Origin of the sequence: Exiguobacterium sp. s83 (genome assembly GCF_018617095.1) — a bacterium.
GTDB classification, from domain to species: domain Bacteria; phylum Bacillota; class Bacilli; order Exiguobacteriales; family Exiguobacteriaceae; genus Exiguobacterium; species Exiguobacterium profundum.
The window spans coordinates 179,836-201,728 of sequence record NZ_JACSJP010000003.1 but is presented as its reverse complement, the minus strand read 5'-3'; the positions used below and the strand labels follow the sequence as shown (position 1 = coordinate 201,728).

General features: G+C 46.5%; 17 protein-coding genes and 1 pseudogene. 3 read left to right on the top strand and 15 right to left on the bottom strand.

Features of this window, described 5'->3' with window-relative positions; genetic code table 11:
• Nucleotides 1-4 precede the first annotated feature (4 nt).
• The 6 genes from KNO73_RS12175 to KNO73_RS12150 are packed head-to-tail and all read right to left on the bottom strand — an operon-like array spanning nucleotide 5 to nucleotide 8,123.
• Complete coding sequence (locus KNO73_RS12175) at nucleotides 5-1,135, bottom strand: glycosyltransferase family 4 protein (RefSeq protein WP_078147700.1); 1,131 nt, start codon at nucleotides 1,133-1,135, stop codon at nucleotides 5-7.
• On the bottom strand, nucleotides 1,123-2,448 hold the full coding sequence (locus KNO73_RS12170) for a nucleotide sugar dehydrogenase (protein ID WP_215112551.1): 1,326 nt from the start codon (nucleotides 2,446-2,448) through the stop codon (nucleotides 1,123-1,125). Before KNO73_RS12170 ends, KNO73_RS12175 begins: the two co-directional genes overlap by 13 nt.
• 26 nt (nucleotides 2,449-2,474) lie before the next feature.
• A complete protein-coding gene (locus tag KNO73_RS12165) occupies nucleotides 2,475-3,827 on the bottom strand; it encodes a phenylacetate--CoA ligase family protein (RefSeq protein ID WP_078147702.1) in 1,353 nt (450 codons plus the stop codon).
• Nucleotides 3,828-3,844: 17 nt separating this feature from the next.
• The gene (locus KNO73_RS12160) at nucleotides 3,845-5,188 is read right to left on the bottom strand and encodes a phenylacetate--CoA ligase family protein (RefSeq protein ID WP_078147703.1); all 1,344 of its coding nucleotides are present in this window, start codon (nucleotides 5,186-5,188) and stop codon (nucleotides 3,845-3,847) included.
• Complete coding sequence (locus KNO73_RS12155; RefSeq protein ID WP_215112550.1) at nucleotides 5,188-6,216, bottom strand: NAD-dependent epimerase; 1,029 nt, start codon at nucleotides 6,214-6,216, stop codon at nucleotides 5,188-5,190. The genes KNO73_RS12160 and KNO73_RS12155 overlap by 1 nt, the downstream gene beginning before the upstream one ends.
• Nucleotides 6,213-8,123, bottom strand: coding sequence for a polysaccharide biosynthesis protein (locus KNO73_RS12150; protein WP_215112549.1), 1,911 nt, complete (start codon nucleotides 8,121-8,123; stop codon nucleotides 6,213-6,215). The genes KNO73_RS12155 and KNO73_RS12150 overlap by 4 nt, the downstream gene beginning before the upstream one ends.
• Nucleotides 8,124-8,519: 396 nt before the next feature.
• On the opposite strand from KNO73_RS12150, the gene KNO73_RS12145 reads away from it, so the two are divergent.
• Nucleotides 8,520-9,272: a homing endonuclease associated repeat-containing protein gene (locus KNO73_RS12145; RefSeq protein WP_012727425.1), complete on the top strand. Its 753-nt coding sequence runs from the start codon at nucleotides 8,520-8,522 to the stop codon at nucleotides 9,270-9,272.
• A gap of 358 nt (nucleotides 9,273-9,630) precedes the next feature.
• Here the strand turns inward: KNO73_RS12145 and KNO73_RS12140 are convergent, their stop codons facing one another.
• The 6 genes and pseudogenes from KNO73_RS12140 to speE form a co-directional block, all read right to left on the bottom strand.
• Nucleotides 9,631-12,351 carry an ATP-dependent Clp protease ATP-binding subunit gene (locus KNO73_RS12140; protein ID WP_214685409.1) on the bottom strand — a complete coding sequence of 907 codons (2,721 nt, stop codon included), beginning with the start codon at nucleotides 12,349-12,351 and terminating at the stop codon, nucleotides 9,631-9,633.
• A 176-nt stretch (nucleotides 12,352-12,527) separates the two neighbouring features.
• A pseudogene (locus KNO73_RS15180) lies at nucleotides 12,528-12,687 on the bottom strand (IS30 family transposase); the annotation flags it as partial.
• Between the two features lie 461 nt (nucleotides 12,688-13,148).
• On the bottom strand, nucleotides 13,149-14,105 hold the full coding sequence (locus KNO73_RS12135) for a sodium-dependent bicarbonate transport family permease (RefSeq protein ID WP_214687590.1): 957 nt from the start codon (nucleotides 14,103-14,105) through the stop codon (nucleotides 13,149-13,151).
• Between the two features lie 218 nt (nucleotides 14,106-14,323).
• Complete coding sequence (locus KNO73_RS12130; protein WP_031422162.1) at nucleotides 14,324-14,683, bottom strand: Na-translocating system protein MpsC family protein; 360 nt, start codon at nucleotides 14,681-14,683, stop codon at nucleotides 14,324-14,326.
• Nucleotides 14,684-15,565 carry an agmatinase gene (gene speB / locus KNO73_RS12125; RefSeq protein WP_012727428.1) on the bottom strand — a complete coding sequence of 294 codons (882 nt, stop codon included), beginning with the start codon at nucleotides 15,563-15,565 and terminating at the stop codon, nucleotides 14,684-14,686.
• Nucleotides 15,562-16,401 (bottom strand): polyamine aminopropyltransferase, encoded by an 840-nt coding sequence (speE, locus tag KNO73_RS12120; RefSeq protein ID WP_012727429.1) that lies wholly within the window; start codon nucleotides 16,399-16,401, stop codon nucleotides 15,562-15,564. Before speE ends, speB begins: the two co-directional genes overlap by 4 nt.
• A 201-nt stretch (nucleotides 16,402-16,602) precedes the next feature.
• Between speE and KNO73_RS12115 the strand changes: the two genes are divergently transcribed.
• Nucleotides 16,603-17,541, top strand: coding sequence for an EAL domain-containing protein (locus KNO73_RS12115; RefSeq protein ID WP_078147707.1), 939 nt, complete (start codon nucleotides 16,603-16,605; stop codon nucleotides 17,539-17,541).
• 269 nt (nucleotides 17,542-17,810) lie between these two features.
• Nucleotides 17,811-19,340, top strand: a complete 1,530-nt coding sequence (gene cls, locus KNO73_RS12110; RefSeq protein ID WP_353047980.1) for a cardiolipin synthase — start codon at nucleotides 17,811-17,813, stop codon at nucleotides 19,338-19,340.
• Here the strand turns inward: cls and KNO73_RS12105 are convergent.
• The 3 genes from KNO73_RS12105 to KNO73_RS12095 all read right to left on the bottom strand — a co-directional run bounded on the left by KNO73_RS12105 (nucleotide 19,316) and on the right by KNO73_RS12095 (nucleotide 21,850).
• Complete coding sequence (locus KNO73_RS12105) at nucleotides 19,316-19,855, bottom strand: TVP38/TMEM64 family protein (RefSeq protein WP_078147709.1); 540 nt, start codon at nucleotides 19,853-19,855, stop codon at nucleotides 19,316-19,318. The genes cls and KNO73_RS12105 overlap by 25 nt on opposite strands.
• Nucleotides 19,856-19,912: 57 nt before the next feature.
• Nucleotides 19,913-21,190, bottom strand: coding sequence for a dicarboxylate/amino acid:cation symporter (locus KNO73_RS12100; RefSeq protein ID WP_214813939.1), 1,278 nt, complete (start codon nucleotides 21,188-21,190; stop codon nucleotides 19,913-19,915).
• Nucleotides 21,191-21,346: 156 nt separating this feature from the next.
• On the bottom strand, nucleotides 21,347-21,850 hold the full coding sequence (locus tag KNO73_RS12095; RefSeq protein WP_078147711.1) for a YwhD family protein: 504 nt from the start codon (nucleotides 21,848-21,850) through the stop codon (nucleotides 21,347-21,349).
• Nucleotides 21,851-21,893 lie beyond the last annotated feature (43 nt).

The window sequence follows — 21,893 nt, the reverse complement described above, 5'->3', positions numbered from 1 at the left end:
CGGTTCATCCCACTTCACGGCTACTAATTTGTGCGAACAGGTGAAGTTGACGACTTAAAATTTTCGTTTCGTCAAATTTTTCTTCGACCACTTCGCGACCACGTTGCCCGAATGAATAACACTGTTCAGGATGTTCAATGAACCAGCGCATCGCCAAGGTCAGTGCCTCAGGTCGACCGACGGGAACGAGAAAGCCGGTTTCCCCATCCGTGACTTCTTCTCGACAGCCACGGATATCGGTAGCGATGACAGGTAATCCGGACGCCATGGCTTCAAGAATAGAGCGTGGCAATCCTTCACGATAAGAGGGAAGTAAAAAGACGTCGTGTGCTGCAAATAAAGAGGGGGTATCCCGAACGAATCCGGCGTAATGAATCTGTGGATTTTGGGCTAAATGCGCCTCGACTTGTTTCGCCGTCTCTTGATCACGTTCACTCGTCATCAACTCTCCAGCAATCGTCAACGTCGCGTTCGGATAGCGTTTCGTCAGTTCATCGAACGCCTGAAGTAAATCTAGGATTCCTTTTTCTTGAACGAGCCTTCCGACAAACAAGAACTTTAAATATTCTGGGGAAATGTGTTTCTCTGTCGGATAAAATCGATTTAAATCAATCCCGTTTCCGAGATGCATCAATCGTTCGTCCTCTTTGAAATGTCTTGTTTTAGCGAGTGAGTAATCTTCCTCGCTTTGGAGCAACAACCAATCGGTCGCTAATGCCGCGAGTGATTTCTCTAACCAGAAGACGAGTTCGTATGCGATTCGACCCATTCGTTCGTGAAAGTAAAATCCATGTGCGGTATAGAGAATATGTGGTGTCCTGGCAATGCGGGCCGCGACTCGTCCTAACGCTGCGGCCACCGGGGTGTGGACGTGAATGGCATCATATTTTTCGCGGCGCAATAACCTCACCAACTCTTGAATGGTCTGTAGATTACGCTTCGGGCTAAACTTTCGATCGATTGGCAACGTATGAATGACCCATCCTTCGTCCCGAAGACGATCCGTCCGATCACCGTAAGCACACGCGACGTCGACTTCGTGTCCTTCCGCCTTCAGCGACTCAATGAGAGGACGTAGCAACACATCCGCTGTCATATCGACAGCGCAGAACTGGAGAATCTTTAAAGGCGCCATAAGTGCACCTCCTCCGGCTTCATCGCGCGATCGAGCATGCCTTTCAAGTCAATGACGATGCCACGACCTAACTTCAGCTGGCGTTTCGCAATCGTCCAACCCTCTTGAACGAATTCATCGTGAGACACGGCATAGATGACGACATCCGCTGGTTTTAAGTCACAGTATGATTTGACGTCGATTCCATATTCGCGGCGTACCTCTTCCGAATCGACGAGCGGGTCACACACTTGCACTTCTAAGCCGAACTCCTCGACCTCTCGAATCAAGGAAGCCACTTTCGAATTGCGAATATCACTGACGTTCTCTTTGAAGGACATCCCGAGGACCGTCACACGTGCTCCGAGAATGGCCATGTTTTGACTAATCATCGTTTTAATCAGTGATGTGGCGACGAAACGTCCCATCGTCTCGTTGATTCGACGACCTGCTAAAATCACTTCCGGATGATAACCAAGCATTTCAGACTTCATCGTCAAATAGAATGGGTCGACGCCGATACAATGTCCACCGACTAGACCTGGTCGGAAATTTAGGAAGTTCCATTTCGTCCCAGCAGCCTCTAACACCTCGAGCGTGTCAATGTTCATGCGATCGAAGATGATGGCCAATTCATTCATCAACGCGATGTTCAAATCGCGCTGTGTATTCTCGATCACTTTGGCCGCCTCAGCCACTCTAATCGAGGAAGCGCGATGAACGCCGGCATCGACTACCGTCTCATAAACAGCCGCTACCACATCGAGTGTTTCTTCATCCTCGGCAGCTACGACTTTTTTGATTGTGCGGAATGTATGCTCACGGTCGCCCGGATTAATTCGTTCTGGAGAGTAGCCGACTTTAAAATCAATCCCGGCCCGGAGACCCGATGTTTTTTCAAGTAATGGGATACACTCTTCCTCTGTCAGTCCCGGATAGACCGTAGATTCGTATACGACAATCGTGCCCGGTCGCAAATGCGCCCCAACAGCACGAGTCGCGCTACAAATCGGTCCTAAATCTGGTTGATTTTGATCATTGATCGGTGTCGGCACAGCCACGATAATGAAATCCGCCTCTTCAAGTTTGGCGACATCCGTCGTATATAAGACCGCTGCTTGCTCAAGGTCTACTGATTCAACTTCTCGCGTGCTGTCGAGATGAAGGGTAAGCTCATTGATACGCGTTTCATTGATGTCTACTCCGATGACGTCTCCTACGCCACCTAACGCAACAGCGACAGGGAGTCCGACATATCCTAGTCCGACAACAGCTACGTGACGATTGGCAATGGTTTTTCGTGTTGTACGTGATTCTGAGATGAGTTTATCCATGTCCATCTGCCTCCTGAGATTCGGAATTATGCGGTTTTATCAATCACAATGAGTTTTCCATTCGGTCCCCGAGGAATCGATTGCACGGCGGTCAACGTAATCACGACCTCTTTGCCGAACAGTAGTTCAAGCTCGCTCCTCATAATCTCTTCATGTTCTGGCTTGAAACGTTCAAGATCCGGGACGTATTTTAATTCGATATGATACAAATCATGTTGCCGATACTGCGTTTGGATGACCGAGTTGGGTAACACTCGGACAACGGTCGTCAAATCTCCTTCGTAGATTTTTTGTTTGTTCGGAGTGAGTACATAATTGCTTTCGCGTCCCTCAATGGAAGTGACGAATGTTCCTCCCTGTCCACAAGCACATGTCCCCTCTCCAATTTTCATCCGATCGCCAATCCGGTAACGAACGAGCGGTGTCCCATGGGTCGTAAAGCTCGTCACTAAAATTTCCTCGTGATCCCCATACGACTCGATCACGCCTGTTTCGTGGTGGAGATGCATATTGCCATGAGTACATTCCGTTAAAATCGGCGCGCCTTCAGAAGACGCGTACTGATCAAATACCGGGGCATTAAACGCCTCTTCTAAGATGGCTCTTCCTTGAGGCGTAATCGTTTCGGCAGTCGGAAAAATAGCCAGTAATTGAAATTCAAGTGGAACCTGATTTTCTTTGATGTATTTCGCGATTTCAATCATGGCAGACGGTGCACTGTCTAATACGACTGGCTTGAATCGATTTAATGCGTCGATGTAATGAGGGATGGTCTGAGGATTGACATGATAGAGCGAGAATAGCAGTTGATTGAGCGGTCGATTGTAGCGCCAAAATACAGGTTTTTCTTGATTTGGATTACAAATTTTCCGTCCTGTGAAACTCGCTCGTTTCATTCCTCTGACAAACCCGTGTTGCGCTTTGAAAAAGTCGACGTGGGCCATACGTCTTTGATAGTCTTCTTTCGTAAAATGAACTTGTAGGGACGTCCCTGTCGTTCCACCGGTTCGTCCAAGAATGTCTGTTTTGATGTTCGAGTGGATGTCCGGATTTTTCCGAACTGTTTCTTTTTCGAGGATCGGGATGCGCTTCAACTCTTCCATCGATTGAAGGGGAAGAACAATCTCATTTTCTTCAAACAGTTTTTGATAATATGCATTGTGCGTCGCACAGAATTCAAGAAACGCATTGAGTCGCTTCAACTGATCGGCTGCGACAAGTACCCCATCTTTTGGACGATTGGCTAAAACGACTAACTCACGCTCATATGTGCGTCCGTACCGTTCTTGCCATAGTTTCATTCCATACAATGTCGTCATCCATTGTTGTAATCGAATCGGTGATCTCATGTATAAATCACGAAGCGCAAACCCTGCCATGGTGTAGTCTCCTCTCGCTAAGTGTAGAGTCGTTTCACGACTCGGACTTTTCCGTTCTTTTCTTTCTTGATGCTTTTCACATCTCGTAGAAGAACTTTCATCCGTGAAGTAAACAGTCGCTCGACTTCTTTTTGGAGCGCGACTTCATGTTCAGGCTCAAATCGTGCCTCATCCTTCACGTACAGCATCTCAATTTCGTCTATTTTGTGTTGCAACACTTGGATTTGAATAATGGAGTTCGGCAGCACGCCGACCGCTGCCGTCAAATCCCCTTCAAACACCTTATAGCCTTCCGGCGTCTCAACATAGTTCATTTGACGACCATCGATTGACTCGATAATGGTGTCCTGTCGTCCACATGGACACATCGCTTCACTGATGGTCATCCGATCGCCAATGCGGTAGCGAATCAGCGGTGTTCCGTGCGTCGTGAAACTGGTGACGAGTGCCTCTCCAAACGCATCCGTCTCGATGATTCCCATCTCAGGGCGTAAGTGCATCTTCCCGCACTCACACTCCGTAACGATAGGAGCCCCTTCCGAAGAAGCATATTGATCGTAAACCGGCGCTTGGAACATCTCTTCTAACAACAAGCGTCCGGATGGTGTGAGCGTCTCCGAGGTCGGAAATAAAGCCACCGGTCGGAACGATAACGTCTTTTGATGGGTTTTCAAATATTTTGCGATTTCAATCATATCGGAAGGTGAACCGTCGAGTGCGGCCGGTTGAAATTCGTTCAACGAATCGATGTAGTGTGGAATCGTCGTCGGATTCGAATGCACGACCGAGTAGAGCATTTGCTTCATCGGGGCATTGTACCGCCAATACACCGCATTCTTTTGATTACCTGGACAAATCATCCGTCCTGTAAAACTAGCTCGCTTCATCCCACGGCGAAAACCATGTTGTTCTTTAAAAAAATCGAGATGCGCCATTCGCATTTGATAATCGTATTCGGTGAAACGAACCTGAATCGATTTACCCGTCGTCCCGCCCGTCATGCCGATGATCGGGGCATGAAGGTTAGAAAAGATGGTCTCATCCGTTCGAAGCGTCTCTTTCTCCAAAGGGGGAATCCGCTTAAAGTCTTCTAAGCTCTTTAAGGGTAAGGTAACCCCGTGTTTTTTGAAGAGTCGCTGATAGTACACGTTGTGTTGATTACAAAACTGTAGGAATTGATTCAAATGATTGAGTTTTGCATCAGGTGACGCTTCATTTGGAGCACGTCTCAGTCGCTCCAATTCCTGCTCATAATACTGACCGTATCGCTCCCGATATAACTTGATTCCATATAAGGAAACCAGCCAATTTTGGAGGCGAATCGGTGAGTGTGCATAAATCCGATCCTGTAAAATCCCCATTACTCGATGCCCTCCTTCAACACTTGATGATAGGCGATGTACCAGTCGATAAACGCGTTTACACCATCGCGAATCGACGTCTGTGGTTGAAAGTCAATCGATTCATATAAAGAGGAGGAATCGGCAAAACTCGCGGGTACATCTCCCGCCTGAAGTGGTAACAAGCGGAGGATGGCCTTTTTCCCGACTCGCTCTTCGATCGTCCGAATAAAGTCCATCAAGGATACCGGTTGCTGATTTCCAATGTTATAGACACGAAACGGAACGTCACTCCGGTCAGGTAGAGGATGTTCATAGTCAAACTCCTCATCTGCCAACGGTGCGATATCCATAAGTCGGACAATCGACTCGATGATATCGTCGATGTATGTGAAATCTCGTTCCATCTCACCGTAGTTGTATACATCGATTGGTTCGCCTTTTAAAATCGCCTCCGTAAATTTGTAAAGTGCCATATCGGGACGCCCCCATGGCCCATAGACGCTAAAGAATCGCAACCCCGTCGTTTTTAGACCGAACAAATGGCTGTACGTATGAGCCATCAACTCATTCGCTTTCTTCGAAGCCGCATACAAGGATAGCGGATGATCGACCGGGTGTTGTTCGGAAAATGGCATCACCTGATTCGAACCGTAAACCGAGCTCGATGAGGCATAAATCAACTGTTCTACTGGATAGAAACGACAAGCTTCCAAGATGTTCAGGAAACCAACGATGTTGGATTGAATATAGGCATCCGGATTTTCTAAGCTGTAGCGTACACCGGCCTGAGCCGCCAAATTGACCACGATTTGAGGTTGGTTTTTTTCAAAGACACGCGTGATCGCCATCTTATTTTCTAGGGCATCACGATAGAGTTTGAAACGAGGATGCGTCAACACATGAAGTCTTGATTCTTTTAATTTCGGGTCGTAATAGTCATTGACCACATCGATCCCGATGACATGATGTCCTTCTTTTAGCAACCGTCGAGCCAGATGAAAACCGATGAACCCGGCCACTCCGGTCACGAGAACTGTTCTTTTCATAACGACTTCCTCCTTTGCGTTGACTCGTTGACTCGCATCCGTACCGGTTCGATTTGTGGCGCAAAAATACTTTCCATCACTTCTTCTGGCAGTTCGTTATTTGCGACAAACAACAAGAAAGACGTGAGGCCGTTCGATTGATCGAGTAGATATTCAATCGTTTTCAAAATCGGATCGACCGATTTAAAGGGTCTTGTACAACCGACGAAAATCTTTTCATATACTTGATTCGTATGTTCGCTCGTCGCAAGCAGTTCTTCGAACAATTTTTCACCAGGACGAATGCCACTGAACTGAATCGGGATTTGCTCGAGGGTGAAGCCGCTCAAGGTAATCATCCGTTTCGCCAAGTCCACGATTTTGACGGGATTTCCCATATCTAGTACGAACACTTCGCCGCCGTTTGCGCGTACGCTCGCTTGAATGACGAGGCGACTCGCTTCAGGGATGGTCATAAAGTATCGGGTCATCTCTGGATGCGTCACCGTAATGGGTCCGCCCCGCTGAATTTGTTCTTTAAAGAGCGGAACGACGGAGCCACGACTTCCTAAGACGTTGCCGAAACGAACGACCGAGAATGTCGTTTCGCTATGTCGCGCCTGCTGTTGGACAATCATTTCTGCTACTCGTTTCGTGGCACCCATCACGTTCGTCGGATTGACCGCCTTGTCCGTAGAGATCATGACGAACCGCTTCACTTCAAAGAAATCGGCGGCTTCGACCATATTCTTCGTTCCGTAAATATTGTTTTTCACTGCCTCTCTCGGATTGTCTTCCATGAGCGGAACGTGCTTATGGGCTGCCGCATGATAGACGACGTCCGGTCGATACTGATCAAACACTTTCGTCACCCGTTCCCGGTCTTGGACGTCACCGATGACAGGACAAATCTCTGTATCCGACCCGAGTAAGCGAAGTTCCCGATCGATTGCATATATGCTATTCTCGCCATGACCAAACAGGATCAGTTTGCCTGGATTAAATTTCATCAATTGACGACAAAGCTCTGAGCCAATCGACCCTCCCGCACCCGAGATGAAAATGGTCAATCCACTCAACGTCTGAGAAATCTCCGAAACATCGAGCTGAACTGGTTCACGGCCGAGCAAGTCTTCAATGGCTACTTCACGAATCTCATTTAATGACACCTTTCCGGATGCGAGTTCCGCAAGCATCGGCAATGCATGGGATTCGACGCCTGTCTTTTCGATTCGTTTCAATAGTTGGACCCGATCCCCATATGGAAGAGAAGGAATGGCCAACACAACCACTTCGATATTCAGCTCTTCAATTTTGCGTTCTAATAAATCAATTGAACCGATGACCGGCGTCCCGTGAATGTAGAGACGGTGAAGCAATGGATTATCATCCAACACCCCGACCACATGCAGCACATTCGTTCGATGCTCTTTCAGTTCTTTAATGATTTTTTGACCCGATTCCCCACCACCGATAACCAAGGTAGCTTTTCCATTCGACACCGGTGCGTTAAATCGGAAAAACGATCGTGTCCTAGCGACGAGTCGGATAAATAACATGCCGTTAAATGCGAGTAAGCTTTGAATAAAAATTGCTTGATAGGAAAAGCCATCCAATAATACGTATGATGCGAATAAGACGAACGTGTCACTCATGACCAACACAATCGCCAGTAATTGCAATTCACGCATCGATCCGTATCGCCAGTCGATTTGGTATACCCGAGTCACCCATCCTAAAATGAGAAGAACGAGCGTCTTCAATCCGAGGATCGTGATCAAATCTAGCGGGTCAGATGTTACCGTCGGATTATTTGCAAAGAATAGGTCAAACGTCACGAAAATCGCGAGCCCTGCAATCGTGATATCGAGTAACATCAAGAGCGCATTTTTTCGATCAATGGGAGACCGAACAGTTGGAGTACTCATCCTTTCACCACCTTCCATCCCAATCAGCTTCGAGTTGATGCTAGATAAGTACCCGTTCAAGATTCACAATCCAAAAGAAAAGAATAGCTTTTTGATACGAATGACATTTCGTCATGAAACGGTTTAACAAATGTGTAATGAGTTTTTATTTTCTTTTGTGAATATTTTTAATTTATATGGGTATTATGGGAAGTAGAAGGTAGGACATTTGGATTATTTTCACTTTGAGATTTTGCGAATGTCGTATTCTCCCAAAGTAGTCAATCGATTCAGGTTCCTCCCTTTTCATATCTCGTCACCGGAAATATGTTCTAGCTTTCCTTCAGGACCACCATTGTTTAACCACACCATGACCTTTGAAGCCACGACTTGCTTCTGAAAAGGAGAGACATCACGATGAAACGATGGACAGAGCAACAGATCCTCTCATGCCTAAGACAAGCAGCGAATGAACTTGAAGAATTTGACACAAAACAGTACACACTATGGGCCCGAAACAAAGACGTCCCCTCCCTATCGACCGTGATTTACAAATTTGGTTCTTGGCGGGAAGCCGTTCAAGCGGCGGAGATTAAGATGTTGTATCGTTATTATTCAGATGAAGATATTTTGACCGCACTGATTGAGGCATCAGAAGAACTTGAACTCTTCACGAGCCAAACGTATCGTGCCTGGGCAAAAATCTCTCAAGCCCCTTCCTTGACGCTCATCAGTAGCCGGTTCGGTTCGTGGTCGAATGCGTTACGCGAAGCCAAGCTTCAAACGACGACGGTACGGAACAATGAAGAACGGATCATTCAAGCGTTGATTGAAGCCTCTGAAAAGCTAGAGCGCCTCACGTCCCAACATTACGCCGTATGGGCACAAGAAAAAGGCTATCCGACGGTAGCGACAATCGCTCGTAAATACGGTTCATGGAGCTATGCGCTATTTGTCTTGGATATCGCTCCACCGAAACGTAAATGGGATGAGGAAGATGTCATTGATGCCTTGCAGTTAGCCAAAACAGAGCTACCACATTTTAGTATCCTCCACTACCGGAAATGGGCCGAAGGTCGAAATGTTCCAAGTACATCGACGATCAATGCCTTGTTCGGAAGCTGGACGGCCGCGCTAAAATGTATGGAGGAACAAAAAGTAAAACAGTAATCCATACAGATGAACTCATACAAAAAGCGCCGACTCTTTCTAATCTGTACCTCATGTAAAGGACATTAATAAAAAAACTTATGCTGCTTCAAGGAGATGATTCCTGTACTGTACGGGAGTCATCTTTTCATGTTCCATTGATCACGACAAAGAAGGGGTCCAGCCACCGAAAATCGGTGACCGGACCCCTCTTTTTATCAAAAATCTTTAAAACCGGCTAGTTATGTCCCAGCCTCGTCATCGTTAGCCAACATCGCATAATCATCACTCTTATTTTCAACTACACAGTTATCAGAGAAGAATGAAAAAACGCTGTTGACACCTTCTCTAAAATATAGGCTATACTCCCAGAATTGGTTTAATCCTCATTCGTCTCCGTTCGTTCAAAAACAATCTGTTGTGATTGTTCGTCCCATTTAGCTACTATTTTATCCCCTTTCTCAATAGCCCCTCCTAAAAGTTCACGAGCTAATTTCGTTTCTAGCTCACTACGGATTACACGTTTGAGTTCTCGGGCACCAAATTCAGGTTTGTACCCTTCTTCTGTAAAGTGGCGAGCTAAAGTTTGATCGAAAGAAATAGTAATCCCCTGTTTCGACACATTCTTCGCGACACGTTGTAGTTGAAGTGATACAATTTCGTTTATTTGATCCTCATTTAAAGCACTAAATACAATAATTTCATCAATCCTGTTTAAAAACTCAGGACGGAAATGACTTGCCAATACAGTCATAACTTCTTTTTTTACGTCTTCGTAATCTTCTTTAGAAGAATGATCGCTGTTTAATCTAGTCCGAATAATATCTGACCCTAAATTTGACGTAGCTATAATTATCGTGTTGGTGAAATCTACAACTCTTCCTTTTCCATCAGTAAGTCGTCCATCATCGAAAACTTGAAGTAAGATATTGTACACGTCAGGATGAGCCTTTTCAATTTCGTCTAACAATATCACGCTGTAAGGTGAACGTCGTACTTTTTCGGTGAGCTGACCGCCTTCATCATAACCCACATACCCAGGAGGAGCACCTACAAGACGTGCTACTGCATGCCGTTCTCCATATTCTGACATATCAATTCGTAATAATGCATTTTCATCTCCATAAATAACTTCTGATAAAGCCTTTGCAAGCTCGGTCTTACCTACCCCGGTAGGTCCTAAGAAAAGAAAGGTAGCAACAGGCTTATTTTCTTCGCGTAATCCAGAACGAGACAAACGAACTGCATCTGAAACAGCTTTTACTGCCTCTTCTTGACCTACTAAGCGCTGATGCAGTTGTTCTTCCATTCGTAAAAGTTTGTCTTTTTCTTCTGTTGTTAGTTCGTTCACTGGAATGCCAGTCAACTGCGAAACCACATAAGCAATATGTTCAGGTTTTACTTCTGTACTCCCTGATCCTTTTTCGGCTTCCCATTCTTCTGTTAATTTTTTTAACTCACTTTCTTTTTCTTCAATAACTTTTGTAAGTTCGCTTGCTTTATCGTACTGCTTTCTATTTGCAACGTAATCTCGCTCTCTTAGAAGGTGCTGCAATTCAGCTTCGATTTCTTGAATTCCGGCAGGACGTGAAGTGGCAATTAGTTTAACTCTAGCTGCCGCTTGATCAAGAAGGTCAATGGCTTTATCAGGTAAAAAACGAGAAGGAATATATCGATCTGATAACTCTACTGCAGAAATAATAGCTTCTTCGGTTATAGTCACCTTATGATACGCTTCAAAAGTATCGCGCAAACCTCTTAAAATCATAATCGTTTGCTCTGGAGTCGTCTCGTGAATAATAACCGGTTGAAATCTTCTTTCTAAAGCCGCGTCTTTTTCGATGTACTTTTGGTATTCATTCAGAGTAGTCGCGCCAATGAGATTCAACTCTCCTCTAGCAAGCATTGGTTTGAAAACGTTAGCTATATCTAGACCGCCTTCTTCCCCACCCTGTCCAGCGCCTACAATCGTATGGACCTCATCAATGAATATAATTAAATCATCTTTATTTTCCGATATTTCCTTCAACACTTTTTGAACACGTTCTTCAAACTCTCCTCTGTATTTTGATCCAGCAACCATTGCGTTAATATCTAACTCCATTAATCGCTTATCCTTTAAACCTTCAGGTACTTCACCGTCAACAATTCGTTGTGCTAACCCTTCTACAATAGCAGTTTTCCCAACCCCTGGATCACCAATCAGTACTGGATTATTTTTTCTACGTCGAGCTAATATCTCTATTGTGGTTTCCACTTCTTCGGCACGACCTATGACCGGATCTAGCTTCCCTTCTTTAGCCATCTTAGTAAGATCGCGCGAAAATTTCTCCAGTTCAGGGGTGTTACTCAAATTGGATAGACCTCCTTTGTTTTCACCGTTCCCGACAACCCTACTCACTTGCTGTCTTATAGATTGAGGCGTCAAACCATATTTGCGAAGGATGTTTGCAGCCAGCCCCTCTCCCTCTTCAGATAAACCAATCAAGAAATGTTCGGGACCAACATAAGGGTGTCCTAAATCATTTGAAGCAATAAAAGAACGACTTAAGGCGTCTTTTACTCGCGGTGAAACGCTAATCTCACCTTCATGCAATTCCTCTCCATGTTTCGCCTCAGCTTGAATTTGTCTTTTCAAATCTTCCACTTTAATTTTGAATTGATTAAATATACTTTGAACAACCTCACTATCTGTCAACGCCAACAATAAGTGCTCTGTATCTATTTCGGGTCGGTTAAATTCAGAGGCATATTGTCCCGCTTTTTGAAGCATCTCTTCCGCGCTTTCACTCAATCGGCTAGTTAAAGCATTACCACGCTTGCGCCGTGCCACTTCGCTCGAGGTTTCATCATAAACATTTTCTTTACTAACTTCTTCATCTACATTAAAAAAAGGTAGTTTGCTCGAAAAAAAGTTATCGAGCATAGTGCCACGTATTCCAAATAACGATTCGATTGGAGAAATGTTTAATCCATTGCGTTGTAAAAATTCTTGATAATGACCCTCACATAACTCCATATTTCGTAACTGACCATTCAAGTTTGCTTGGACTCTGACTGATGCTGGTTTTCCACAAATATCACATCTGTTCGTCGACATATTCCCTGCCCCCTTAATTAATCGAATAGTTTAGTTTATATAATATTTCCCCTAGCTCACTTAACGTAAAACATGATATTTATAATAAATAATTGTTTTTAGATCACTCTTAAAAGAAATGCTGACTTTAACATATCTGTGCATAAGATACATTCGTCCTTTAGATGGGCGATTTGTCAAATTAAGCGCAATACTTCCCCGTAAAGGTCCACTGTGCCGTTTTCCAGTTCAGACACTTTCTCGGCCGCCCGTTGCTCTCGGCGAGCACGTCATGCGTGATTTTCGCGAAGGATTCTCTTGGCGTTCATGTTGCCATGACGAGTACGGGGCGGCAAACCGGCGTTGATACGCCCGCAGGTCTGCACTAGTTTCCGGTGCTTGTCCTTCTGCCGGAGCAAGGTTATGGGCACGTATATTACCCCCACAGACCCAGAGATAGATCGTCAAGAAGGCGTTTTTTCCCATGTAGAGGTGAGCGACGATCTGTTCTGGGGACCAGGTTGCCCGTAGCTTCCGGATGATCGTCAGAAGCGTAGTTTTGTCAAGTTTTGTATTAGCGCTCCTGTGTGCGTTCAGCTATCTCACTATAAACCGGATAGACACCCCTAGATTTAGACGAGTCCCTATGAATATGTTTATTCTTCCATCGTATGTAGTACACTCAGTTTTTGTTCGATTGAATGTCGATTTCTCGCCATAAAAAATACTCCCCGATTAGATAAACAGATTTTTTATTTCATCTGTCTACCTCTTGGGGAGCATATTACCTACTACTCAGAGTACAGTTCATTCCTTTTTCATGTGACGATCGCAATGTATAGCGGGATTCCAACTAACAGGTTGAACGGGAACGTGACAGCTAGCGAAAGGGTCAAATAAAATGATGGTTTCGCTTCCGGGACCGAGGCTTGCAACATGGCGGGAGCGGCGATATACGACCCACTCGCTGCGAGTGTCATCAAGAGGATCGTTCCGCCATCAGATAAATTGGCAATCCCCGCTGCAAAAAAGCCGACAAGTGCTCCGACTAACGGAAACACCATCCCCATCATCATAAATTTTAGTCCATATGACGGGACCGTTTTCAACTGCTGTCCGACTTTCATTCCTAGACCTAGTAAGAATAAGAGTAAAACGCCCGGGAACAAGTCGACGAAAAATGGTTTGAGCGGTGTGGCGTCTGGTGTCACCAGTCCAACAATCAGACCTGCAAACATCAAGAGAATACTTTTCGAGAACAAACTCTCCCGCAACACCGATAGAGAGTTCGCCTTCCCTGACGTAGCCGTGATTCCCATCACGTGTGTCTGATTATACAGCAGTAACGCCACAATCAGGCCGGGAATTTCAAGGACGACGACTAGTGTTGTCATGAACGGCTCGTACGCAATCCCGAGACGCTCGAGCTGTGTCGATGCTGCTACATAGGTGACGAGTGACACCGAGCCGAACGTTGCAGCCATGGCAATTCGCTCGGGGAATGAGAATTTGAACATCCCTCCGACATAGAACGCGAGAAGCGGTAGCAAAATTCCAATCAACAGCGTCACGGTCAGCGGTAATGCGATGTCTTCAAAAGATACCGAGGCGAGTCCCATGCCTCCCTTTAGTCCAATGGCAAGCAGTAAGTAAATGTTGAGCGTCGTACTCAGCGAATCCGGGATCTTTAAGTTTGATTTTCCGACTGCGGCGATGACGCCCGTCACGAACAGTAGTACCGGGGCGCTCGTCAATAAAAATAAAAACAATTCCATACATCTTCCTCCTTGGCGACAAAAAAGCGCACACCTAAAGAAGGCGTGCGCTGTATGCCGACGGCTCGAATGATCGCTCCGTCAGGCCGACAACTGTCGGTTTATTGAATTGGTCAGTAGCTCCGTCATAAGATTTCGAAAGCACGCTTCATCATGACTCGTCCAGTCGCTCCTATATACGTCTCTGCCTATCATTTTAAAAAGGTAACGTTTCGTTGTCAATCGGTTTGATCCCAAGGGGCATCTAGTCGGAACACGATGAGACGCTCCCCTGTTTTCGTACTGATGTCCGTATGGAGCGAGACAATCGAACGACCAAGTACTTGCCCGACAATCGTTTCGAGTTGACTCCGTCCTGATTCGACGAGATTGTTGCGGTATTTCTTCAATTGCTCGCGACCTGACGACTTAGTAGCCAAGTCATACTCGGCCGGCGTCAACACGCCTTGGAGTGTGACGATGGCGAGGTCTCGAAGCAGGTCTGCCTTACACGTCAATGACCCGCGACCCAAATATTCTTTTTCCCATTGGGTAATCCGAGCGCTCAGTTCCATTTCCAGCTGACCCTTTTTCCGCATTTACTTCACGAATCCAATCATCATCTCACGAAGAATCTTAGCTGCTGCGATGGCTGTCATGTCTGACTGATCGTATGCTGGTGACACTTCGACAAGGTCGGCACCGATGATGTCGAGGTCTGCGTTTGCAATCGCATGTACCGCTTCGAGCAATTCTTTCGTTGAGATGCCACCGATTTCTTGTGTCCCTGTCCCTGGTGCCGCTGACGGGTCGAGGACGTCGATGTCGATCGTGACATATACTTTTTTACCAGCGAGTGTCGGCAAGACGCGCTTGAGTGGTTCGATCACTTCAAACTGATGCATGTTGTAGCCGACTTCACGTGCCCACTCAAACTCTTCTTTCATCCCTGAACGGATTCCGAACGAATAGCAGTTCGATGGTCCAATCAAGTTTGCCGCTTTTTTGAGCGGAGTCGAGTGTGAGAGCGGCTCGCCTTCATACTCATCCCGAAGGTCCGTATGCGCATCCAAGTGGAGGATGACAAAGTCGTTGCCGTACACGTCGTGCATCGCTTTGATGATCGGCCATGTGACAAGGTGCTCACCACCCATGCCGAGTGGGAACTTGCCTGCTTTGACGACATCTTTGACGAACGCCTCGATCATATCGAGCGACTTCGGTGCGTTCCCGAATGGAAGCGGGATATCTCCTGCATCGTACACCGCGGCATCAGCCAAGTCACCGTCTAAATATGGGCTATATTCCTCGAGTCCAATCGATACTTCACGAATCCGGTTCGGACCGAAACGCGAGCCTGGACGGAAGCTGACTGTCCAGTCCATCGGCATCCCGTAAAGAACCGTCTTCGCCTCTGTCACCTCTGGGAGGCTGGCGATAAACACTTTACCTGAGTAGGCTTCATCGAAACGCTTAATCATTTTGTTAAGTCCTCCACGAATTTCGGAAGGACGAACGCTGCATTGTGAAGCTTCGGCGTGTAGTACTTCGTTTCGATGTCATGGAAACGCTCCGCTGATACTTGTTCCGGGTCGTATTTCTTCGAGCCGATCGTGAACGTCCACATGCCGCTCGGGTACGTTGGTACGTTTGCTGTGTACAATTTCGTGATTGGGAAGATTTCCTTCACGTCACGTTGAACCGTTTGGATGAGTTCTGGTGTGAACCATGGGTTATCCGTTTGAGCCACAAAGATGCCATCCTCTTTGAGCGCTTTTGAAATCCCTGCATAGAACCCTTTTGTGAAGAGGTTGGCTGCTGGTCCGACCGGTTCAGTCGAGTCGACCATGATGACATCGTACTCGTTTTCTGACTTCGCGATATGCATGAATCCGTCACCGACGATGACTTCAACACGCGGGTTGTCGAGCTCACCCGCAATATTTGGTAAGTATTTCTTCGAATATTCAATAACTTTCCCGTCGATATCTACGAGAACCGCTTTTTCTACTGATGGGTGTTTCATAATTTCACGGATGACACCGCCGTCTCCCCCACCGACTACGAGCACATGCTTCGGATTCGGGTGTGTAAAGAGTGGGACGTGTGCGACCATCTCGTGATAGACGAATTCGTCCTTATCCGTCGTCATGACCATCCCGTCAAGTAACAACATCGTTCCGAACTCGTCCGTTTCGACCATCTCTAGTCGTTGAAACTCCGTTTGTTCGCTCTCATAAACGTGGTTTACACGGAACGTAATCCCGTAATCTTCTGTTTGGTGCTCCGTAAACCATAATTTTAATTTTTGGTCCATCGATAGAACCCCTTTCTGTTCAAAAAGTTGTTCGTATGCGAGTGGCGTTTTGAGGCGCTTCTTAATCATACGATAGGAAGTATACAAAACCTGTACCCATTTTGCACGATTTTTTTGCGGGATCGGTCTTGAATGTGAGTTTTTTGTGATACGTTGCCGATATACTGATTGAACCAATTCTGAATCGAAAGGTGGAATAGTATGTGGTCACCCTGTGCTGCTTGTAACACAACCATTCCTTTGATTGCTCAAGGAACACTCGTCACGAAATTCAAGGAATACTCTTACAAAACGTTTGAAGAACTCGATACGCTCCTTCTGCATGCGGAAGGGACGGTTTACTGTGTCGATTATAACTCCAACAGTCAGACACCTCCACTTGAGGTCGAAGCACTAAAAGATCAGCTTGCACATCGGCACATCATTGAACAGATTCAGCACGGCACGTTCGAGAGTCATCTCCAACCGATTATCTTCCTCGATTCAACGGAAACGTTCGGATATGAAGCGCTCCTCCGCAGTAGCGCCAACATCTCACCTGGTGACCTATTCCGGACGGCAAACCGCTTCGGTCTCCATTCGAAACTCGATCAACGTGCCCGCGCGGAAGCAATCAAAGCAACGTTTGAAGCCGTCGCCCCTCAGCAAAAGACGTTCATCAACTTCTTACCTTCGACCATTTATAACCCGGACTATTGTCTCCAGCACACGTTTGACATCATTGACCGATATGACCTCAGCCCAGACCGCTTTATCTTTGAAGTCGTGGAGACGGAGAAGGTACATGACGTCGATCATCTCCAACACGTATTTTCGACATATAAAAAGCGGGGGATGAAAGTTGCATTAGACGATGTCGGGGCAGGCTTCTCGACAATCGATATGTTGAAGCGACTTGAACCGGACTATGTCAAAATTGACCGTTCCTATATCTCGTTTTGTGATGAAGACGCTGAAAAACGCGCTTTCCTCAAACAAGTGCGTGCGTTAACCCATTCGATGGGCATCACCCTTCTTGCTGAAGGGATAGAACGTATGGAAGAAGCAGATGTCTGTCGTGAGCTCGGATTCGATTTAGCGCAAGGATATTTCTTCGGAAAACCGGCTCCTGCCAATCAATACAAGATTGAAATCACATAAGTCATCACGTTCAAAAGCACAGGAATCGACTTCGTCGACATCCGGTGCTTTTCTTTCATTCATGCGCCAACAATACCTTGATTTTAGATATGAAAAAAAGGGTAAGAGATGAATAGTTATGGACTCTCTCGAAAGGAGGAACGGTTGTACACGAATATGTACTTCTTCGTTCGTTATCCCGACGAAATCAATGCTGTTTTGAACAGCGTGTACTAAAAAACGAGGGGGATTCCCCTCGTTTTCATTGTTCATCGAACTATAGAAAGGTCGTGTTTCCTTTGAAACGTCGCGTAATTCAACTGATCATCATGGTGATCAGTGTCATCTTGCTTATCGGTCTCTTGTTCTGGCTCGACATCCTTATTTCTATATTAATTGGAATCGCCATCATCGCACCGCTCGTCGTCGGATGGCAAATTCTATTTGACCAAGTACAACCTCAAGGGAAGCTCGCCTGGTTACTGACCGTCTTCTTCATTCCATTCATCGGTGTCTTGGCATGGATCATGTTTGGCCGAACGCCACGCCGTCATCGACGCTTCAAACGAACTTCATCAGAGATTCGGATGCTACGGCAAGCAATCGAAAGCGAGAAAATTGAAACTTCACCTGATATTGTGTCGTCTTACCCGTTGACACGGACACTCGAAAAATTAGGCGCATCCGGTGCCGATGGTCATACTTCGACTAAACTGCTCGTCAACGGTGAACAGAAATTTGATGCATTATTAGACGCCATCAACAGTGCAACCGATCATATCCACATCCAATACTACCTCTTTCGGACGGATGACATTTCGTTAAAAGTTAGAGACGCCCTCATTCAAAAATCGAATGAAAATGTCATTGTCCGCTTTCTGTATGACGGACTCGGTAGCCAAGAAATCGGGGAAGAGTTTATCCAACCGTTACGGGAGTCCCGTGTCCACGTTCAGGCGTTCGACCCCGTTTTGCATCCGTACCTGGTGTTTAACGCCAACTTCCGCAACCATCAAAAACTGATTGTCGTGGATGGGCGAATCGCGCTAACAGGCGGGTTGAATGTCGGGGATGAATATCTTGGGAAGAATGATAAACTCGGTTTTTGGCGTGACACCCATCTCCGTCTTGAAGGTCCGCTCGTCCGAGAATTGCAACAGCTCTTTGTCGAGAACTGGCTATACGCAGGACAAGGGACGAGTGATGAGACGTGGGATCTGTTCGCAGATGAAAAGAACCTCTCTCAGTACTTTGTCAATGAACCAAAAGGGCAAAACGGAGCGACACAACTACTCGTCACATCGCCTGGTAAAGACGTCACGATTCGCGATGGACTCATGCGTCTGTTGATGGATGCCAAAAAATCGATTTGGCTCACCACCCCATACCTTGTCCCCCCGCCTGAACTATTGGCCATTCTTGAAGTCGCAGGTCGTAGCGGCATCGATGTCCGAATCGTCGTACCGGGCAAAGGAGACGAATGGTTCAGCTTTCATGCGACCGAGTATTATTTTGAACAACTGTTGAAGCGCAATATCAAAATTTATAAATACAACCGCCATTTCATCCATGCGAAAACACTACTGATTGATGGTAACGTTGCCCTCGTCGGGTCAGCCAACTTCGACTTTCGTAGTATGTTTCTCAACCACGAGATGATGATTGCCCAATTCGATACTACATCCATTCAAGAACTGCACGAGGCATTCCTGAAGGACTTTGAAGAATCCATTTTAATCGATTGGACCATGTTGCGGAAAAAGACGACCGGCAAACGTTTCGTCGAAGCGTTTTGTCACATTTTCTCGCCACTCCTTTGACGCATTCGCCAAACAAGATACGTCATGGCGACGACACCAACTAAAAACAATTGCCATCCAATCGTTAACTGCATCGCTGCCGTCACCGCCAGTCCTTCCATAATCAAGGCAGGAATCTTTCCAATCGTACTTGCTACTGCGAACGAGGCGAGCGTCATGCGACTGAACGCCGCCGATAACGTGACGAGACCAGAAGGAACGAATGGCATAAGACGCATCCCGAGGACGAGAAACCAAGCCTCGGCTCCTTCGGACTCCCGAAGCCGTTGAAATCGGCTACCATTTGGGGAAACATAACGGTGTAGGGCTTTCCGATAAAGGATGAAACTCACGACGGCGCCAACTGCCTCCCCGACAATCGATACGAGGATGCCCGGTACGAGACCGAGGACACTCACATTGATGGCTGTCAAAAAAGCACTAGGGAGGACACCGGCGACCGCAATCACACTATTCAGTAAAATACTGATCATCAAAAATAAAGGGAGCGGGAGCAGTTCCCATTCCATAATCATCACTCTTTCTCTTCACAAAATAAGGACCATGACATGTTGTCATGGTCCTTCACTATATCATAGCGATGATGAAGAGGTCGCGCCTGCTTCATCCCACGAGTCTTCGTCGACTGGTGGTAAATGTTTTTCTTCCAATTTCGAAACGACAACCGCACATGCCGCATCCCCCGTGATGTTGACAGATGTGCGAAGCATATCGAGAATACGGTCGACCCCGATAATGAGGGCGATTCCCTCTACCGGTAAGTTGACTGACTGAAGCACAAGCGCAAGCATGACAAGTCCGACTCCCGGTACACCCGCTGTACCGATCGAAGCGAGGACCGCCGTGATGACGACCGTCAACAACTGAGTCATTGTTAAGTCAGAAGCGAACACTTGCGCGATGAAAATCGTCGCAACCCCTTGCATGATCGCCGTTCCGTCCATGTTGACCGTTGCCCCGAGTGGTTGCACGAACGATGAAATCGAACGCGGCACACCGAGTTTCGTCTGCGCGACTTCCATCGATACCGGAAGCGTCGCATTCGACGAAGATGTCGAGAACGCAAAGGTCATCGCCTCATAGAAGTTCTTGAAGAAGAAGACCGGGCTCATCTTCCCGATGAAATATACTGCTGCCCCGTAGACAATCGTGGCATGCAAGAATAACGTCAAGACGACGGCAATCATATACCACGCCATCGCGACGACGGCATCAAGACCGATGCCTCCGATTGCAGAAGCAATTAATGCGAATGCGCCGTATGGAGCGAGCTTCATCACAAGATGAATCAAGTACATCATGATGCGATCGCCTTGTTTGACGAATTGACGCCACGTCTTCGCCTTGTCCCCGAGGGCAATCAACGCAAACCCAATCAATGCCGCAAAGACGATGATTTGAAGCATGTTTCCTTCAGCGAGCGCCGTAATCGGATTCGTTGGAATCATATTGACGAATGTCTGTACGATATTAGACGATTCCTCGGTCGCTGTTGATTCAAATTCAAGACCTGTCGTTGGGAAGTCCCCACGCTCCCCTGGCTGTAAGACGGATGCAACACCCATCGCTAACATGATCGCGAGCGCTGTCGTCGCTAAGAAGAACAGAATCGACTTCGACCCGACTCGACCTAGTTCTTTCGGGTCCCCGAGACCCATGACGCCTAAAATAATCGAGAAGAAGACAATCGGTACGACTAACATTTTAATTAAATTCAAAAAGATCGTTCCGACCGGAGATAAAATATACGGATTCACAATCTCATAAACATTATCCGGCAAGCCCGCCAATCCGAGACCAACAACAACACCTAGCGCGAGACCGATTAAGATTTTTTTCGTTTCGCTCATCGTATCACCCTTTCTTTTTTTCACAATGTAGTCAGTATATCATAATACTGAATTTTCATACAATTACAACTGAATATCTCTTCAGTTACATAATTTCCTGTTACTCCCAAAAATGCGAAACAAAAAAGATTGGAGACGAAAATTCGTCCAATCTTTTTACTCGACGCCTAAGCGCTCGAGCTCTGCATGAAGTTCAGTCGAGTTTGCCCAAATCTCAGGGCGATGTTCTTGTAAGAAGTTCGCTAAAACGTCGCGGGACGGAGCGTCCATCATGTCGATTAAAATCCGACCCTTTAACGATTTGTCCATTTGATTGACGTGATACGGTAATAATTTATAACCCCGTCTCGCTTCCACGTCAACTAACATGTCACATGCCGCGACACCACCATAATAAAAGCCTTCCGGTTTTCGACCGACCGTCACCCACACGATCCAATACGGTTTCCCGTTCGGTACCGCTTCCGGGTCCGTCAAAAACTTAATCCGTTTCTCGATGGCAGACTTGGCGTGCATCGCTCCCATATCGATTGTTGCAACGCCTTCTTCGACATCGATGATGACCGGAGACATGTTATTTAAACTAAGCGAACCGACGCCAAAACCACCGTGTCCGTCCGTCGCATCGTCTGAAATAATATTAAAATTAATGTCTTTCATGTTCCACCCTCCCTCTCTACTGTACACAATGACATAGGATGGT

Excerpts from the sequence above, each read along its gene's own strand:
- KNO73_RS12175 (WP_078147700.1), bottom strand. The coding sequence starts at position 1,135 with ATGGCGCCTTTAAAGATTCTCCAGTTCTGCGCTGTCGATATGACAGCG.
- KNO73_RS12170 (WP_215112551.1), bottom strand. The coding sequence starts at position 2,448 with ATGGATAAACTCATCTCAGAATCACGTACAACACGAAAAACCATTGCC.
- KNO73_RS12165 (WP_078147702.1), bottom strand. The coding sequence starts at position 3,827 with ATGGCAGGGTTTGCGCTTCGTGATTTATACATGAGATCACCGATTCGA.
- KNO73_RS12160 (WP_078147703.1), bottom strand. The coding sequence starts at position 5,188 with ATGGGGATTTTACAGGATCGGATTTATGCACACTCACCGATTCGCCTC.
- KNO73_RS12155 (WP_215112550.1), bottom strand. The coding sequence starts at position 6,216 with ATGAAAAGAACAGTTCTCGTGACCGGAGTGGCCGGGTTCATCGGTTTT.
- KNO73_RS12150 (WP_215112549.1), bottom strand. The coding sequence starts at position 8,123 with ATGAGTACTCCAACTGTTCGGTCTCCCATTGATCGAAAAAATGCGCTC.
- KNO73_RS12145 (WP_012727425.1), top strand. The coding sequence starts at position 8,520 with ATGAAACGATGGACAGAGCAACAGATCCTCTCATGCCTAAGACAAGCA.
- KNO73_RS12140 (WP_214685409.1), bottom strand. The coding sequence starts at position 12,351 with ATGTCGACGAACAGATGTGATATTTGTGGAAAACCAGCATCAGTCAGA.
- KNO73_RS12135 (WP_214687590.1), bottom strand. The coding sequence starts at position 14,105 with ATGGAATTGTTTTTATTTTTATTGACGAGCGCCCCGGTACTACTGTTC.
- KNO73_RS12130 (WP_031422162.1), bottom strand. The coding sequence starts at position 14,683 with ATGCGGAAAAAGGGTCAGCTGGAAATGGAACTGAGCGCTCGGATTACC.
- speB (WP_012727428.1), bottom strand. The coding sequence starts at position 15,565 with ATGATTAAGCGTTTCGATGAAGCCTACTCAGGTAAAGTGTTTATCGCC.
- speE (WP_012727429.1), bottom strand. The coding sequence starts at position 16,401 with ATGGACCAAAAATTAAAATTATGGTTTACGGAGCACCAAACAGAAGAT.
- KNO73_RS12115 (WP_078147707.1), top strand. The coding sequence starts at position 16,603 with ATGTGGTCACCCTGTGCTGCTTGTAACACAACCATTCCTTTGATTGCT.
- KNO73_RS12105 (WP_078147709.1), bottom strand. The coding sequence starts at position 19,855 with ATGATTATGGAATGGGAACTGCTCCCGCTCCCTTTATTTTTGATGATC.
- KNO73_RS12100 (WP_214813939.1), bottom strand. The coding sequence starts at position 21,190 with ATGAGCGAAACGAAAAAAATCTTAATCGGTCTCGCGCTAGGTGTTGTT.
- KNO73_RS12095 (WP_078147711.1), bottom strand. The coding sequence starts at position 21,850 with ATGAAAGACATTAATTTTAATATTATTTCAGACGATGCGACGGACGGA.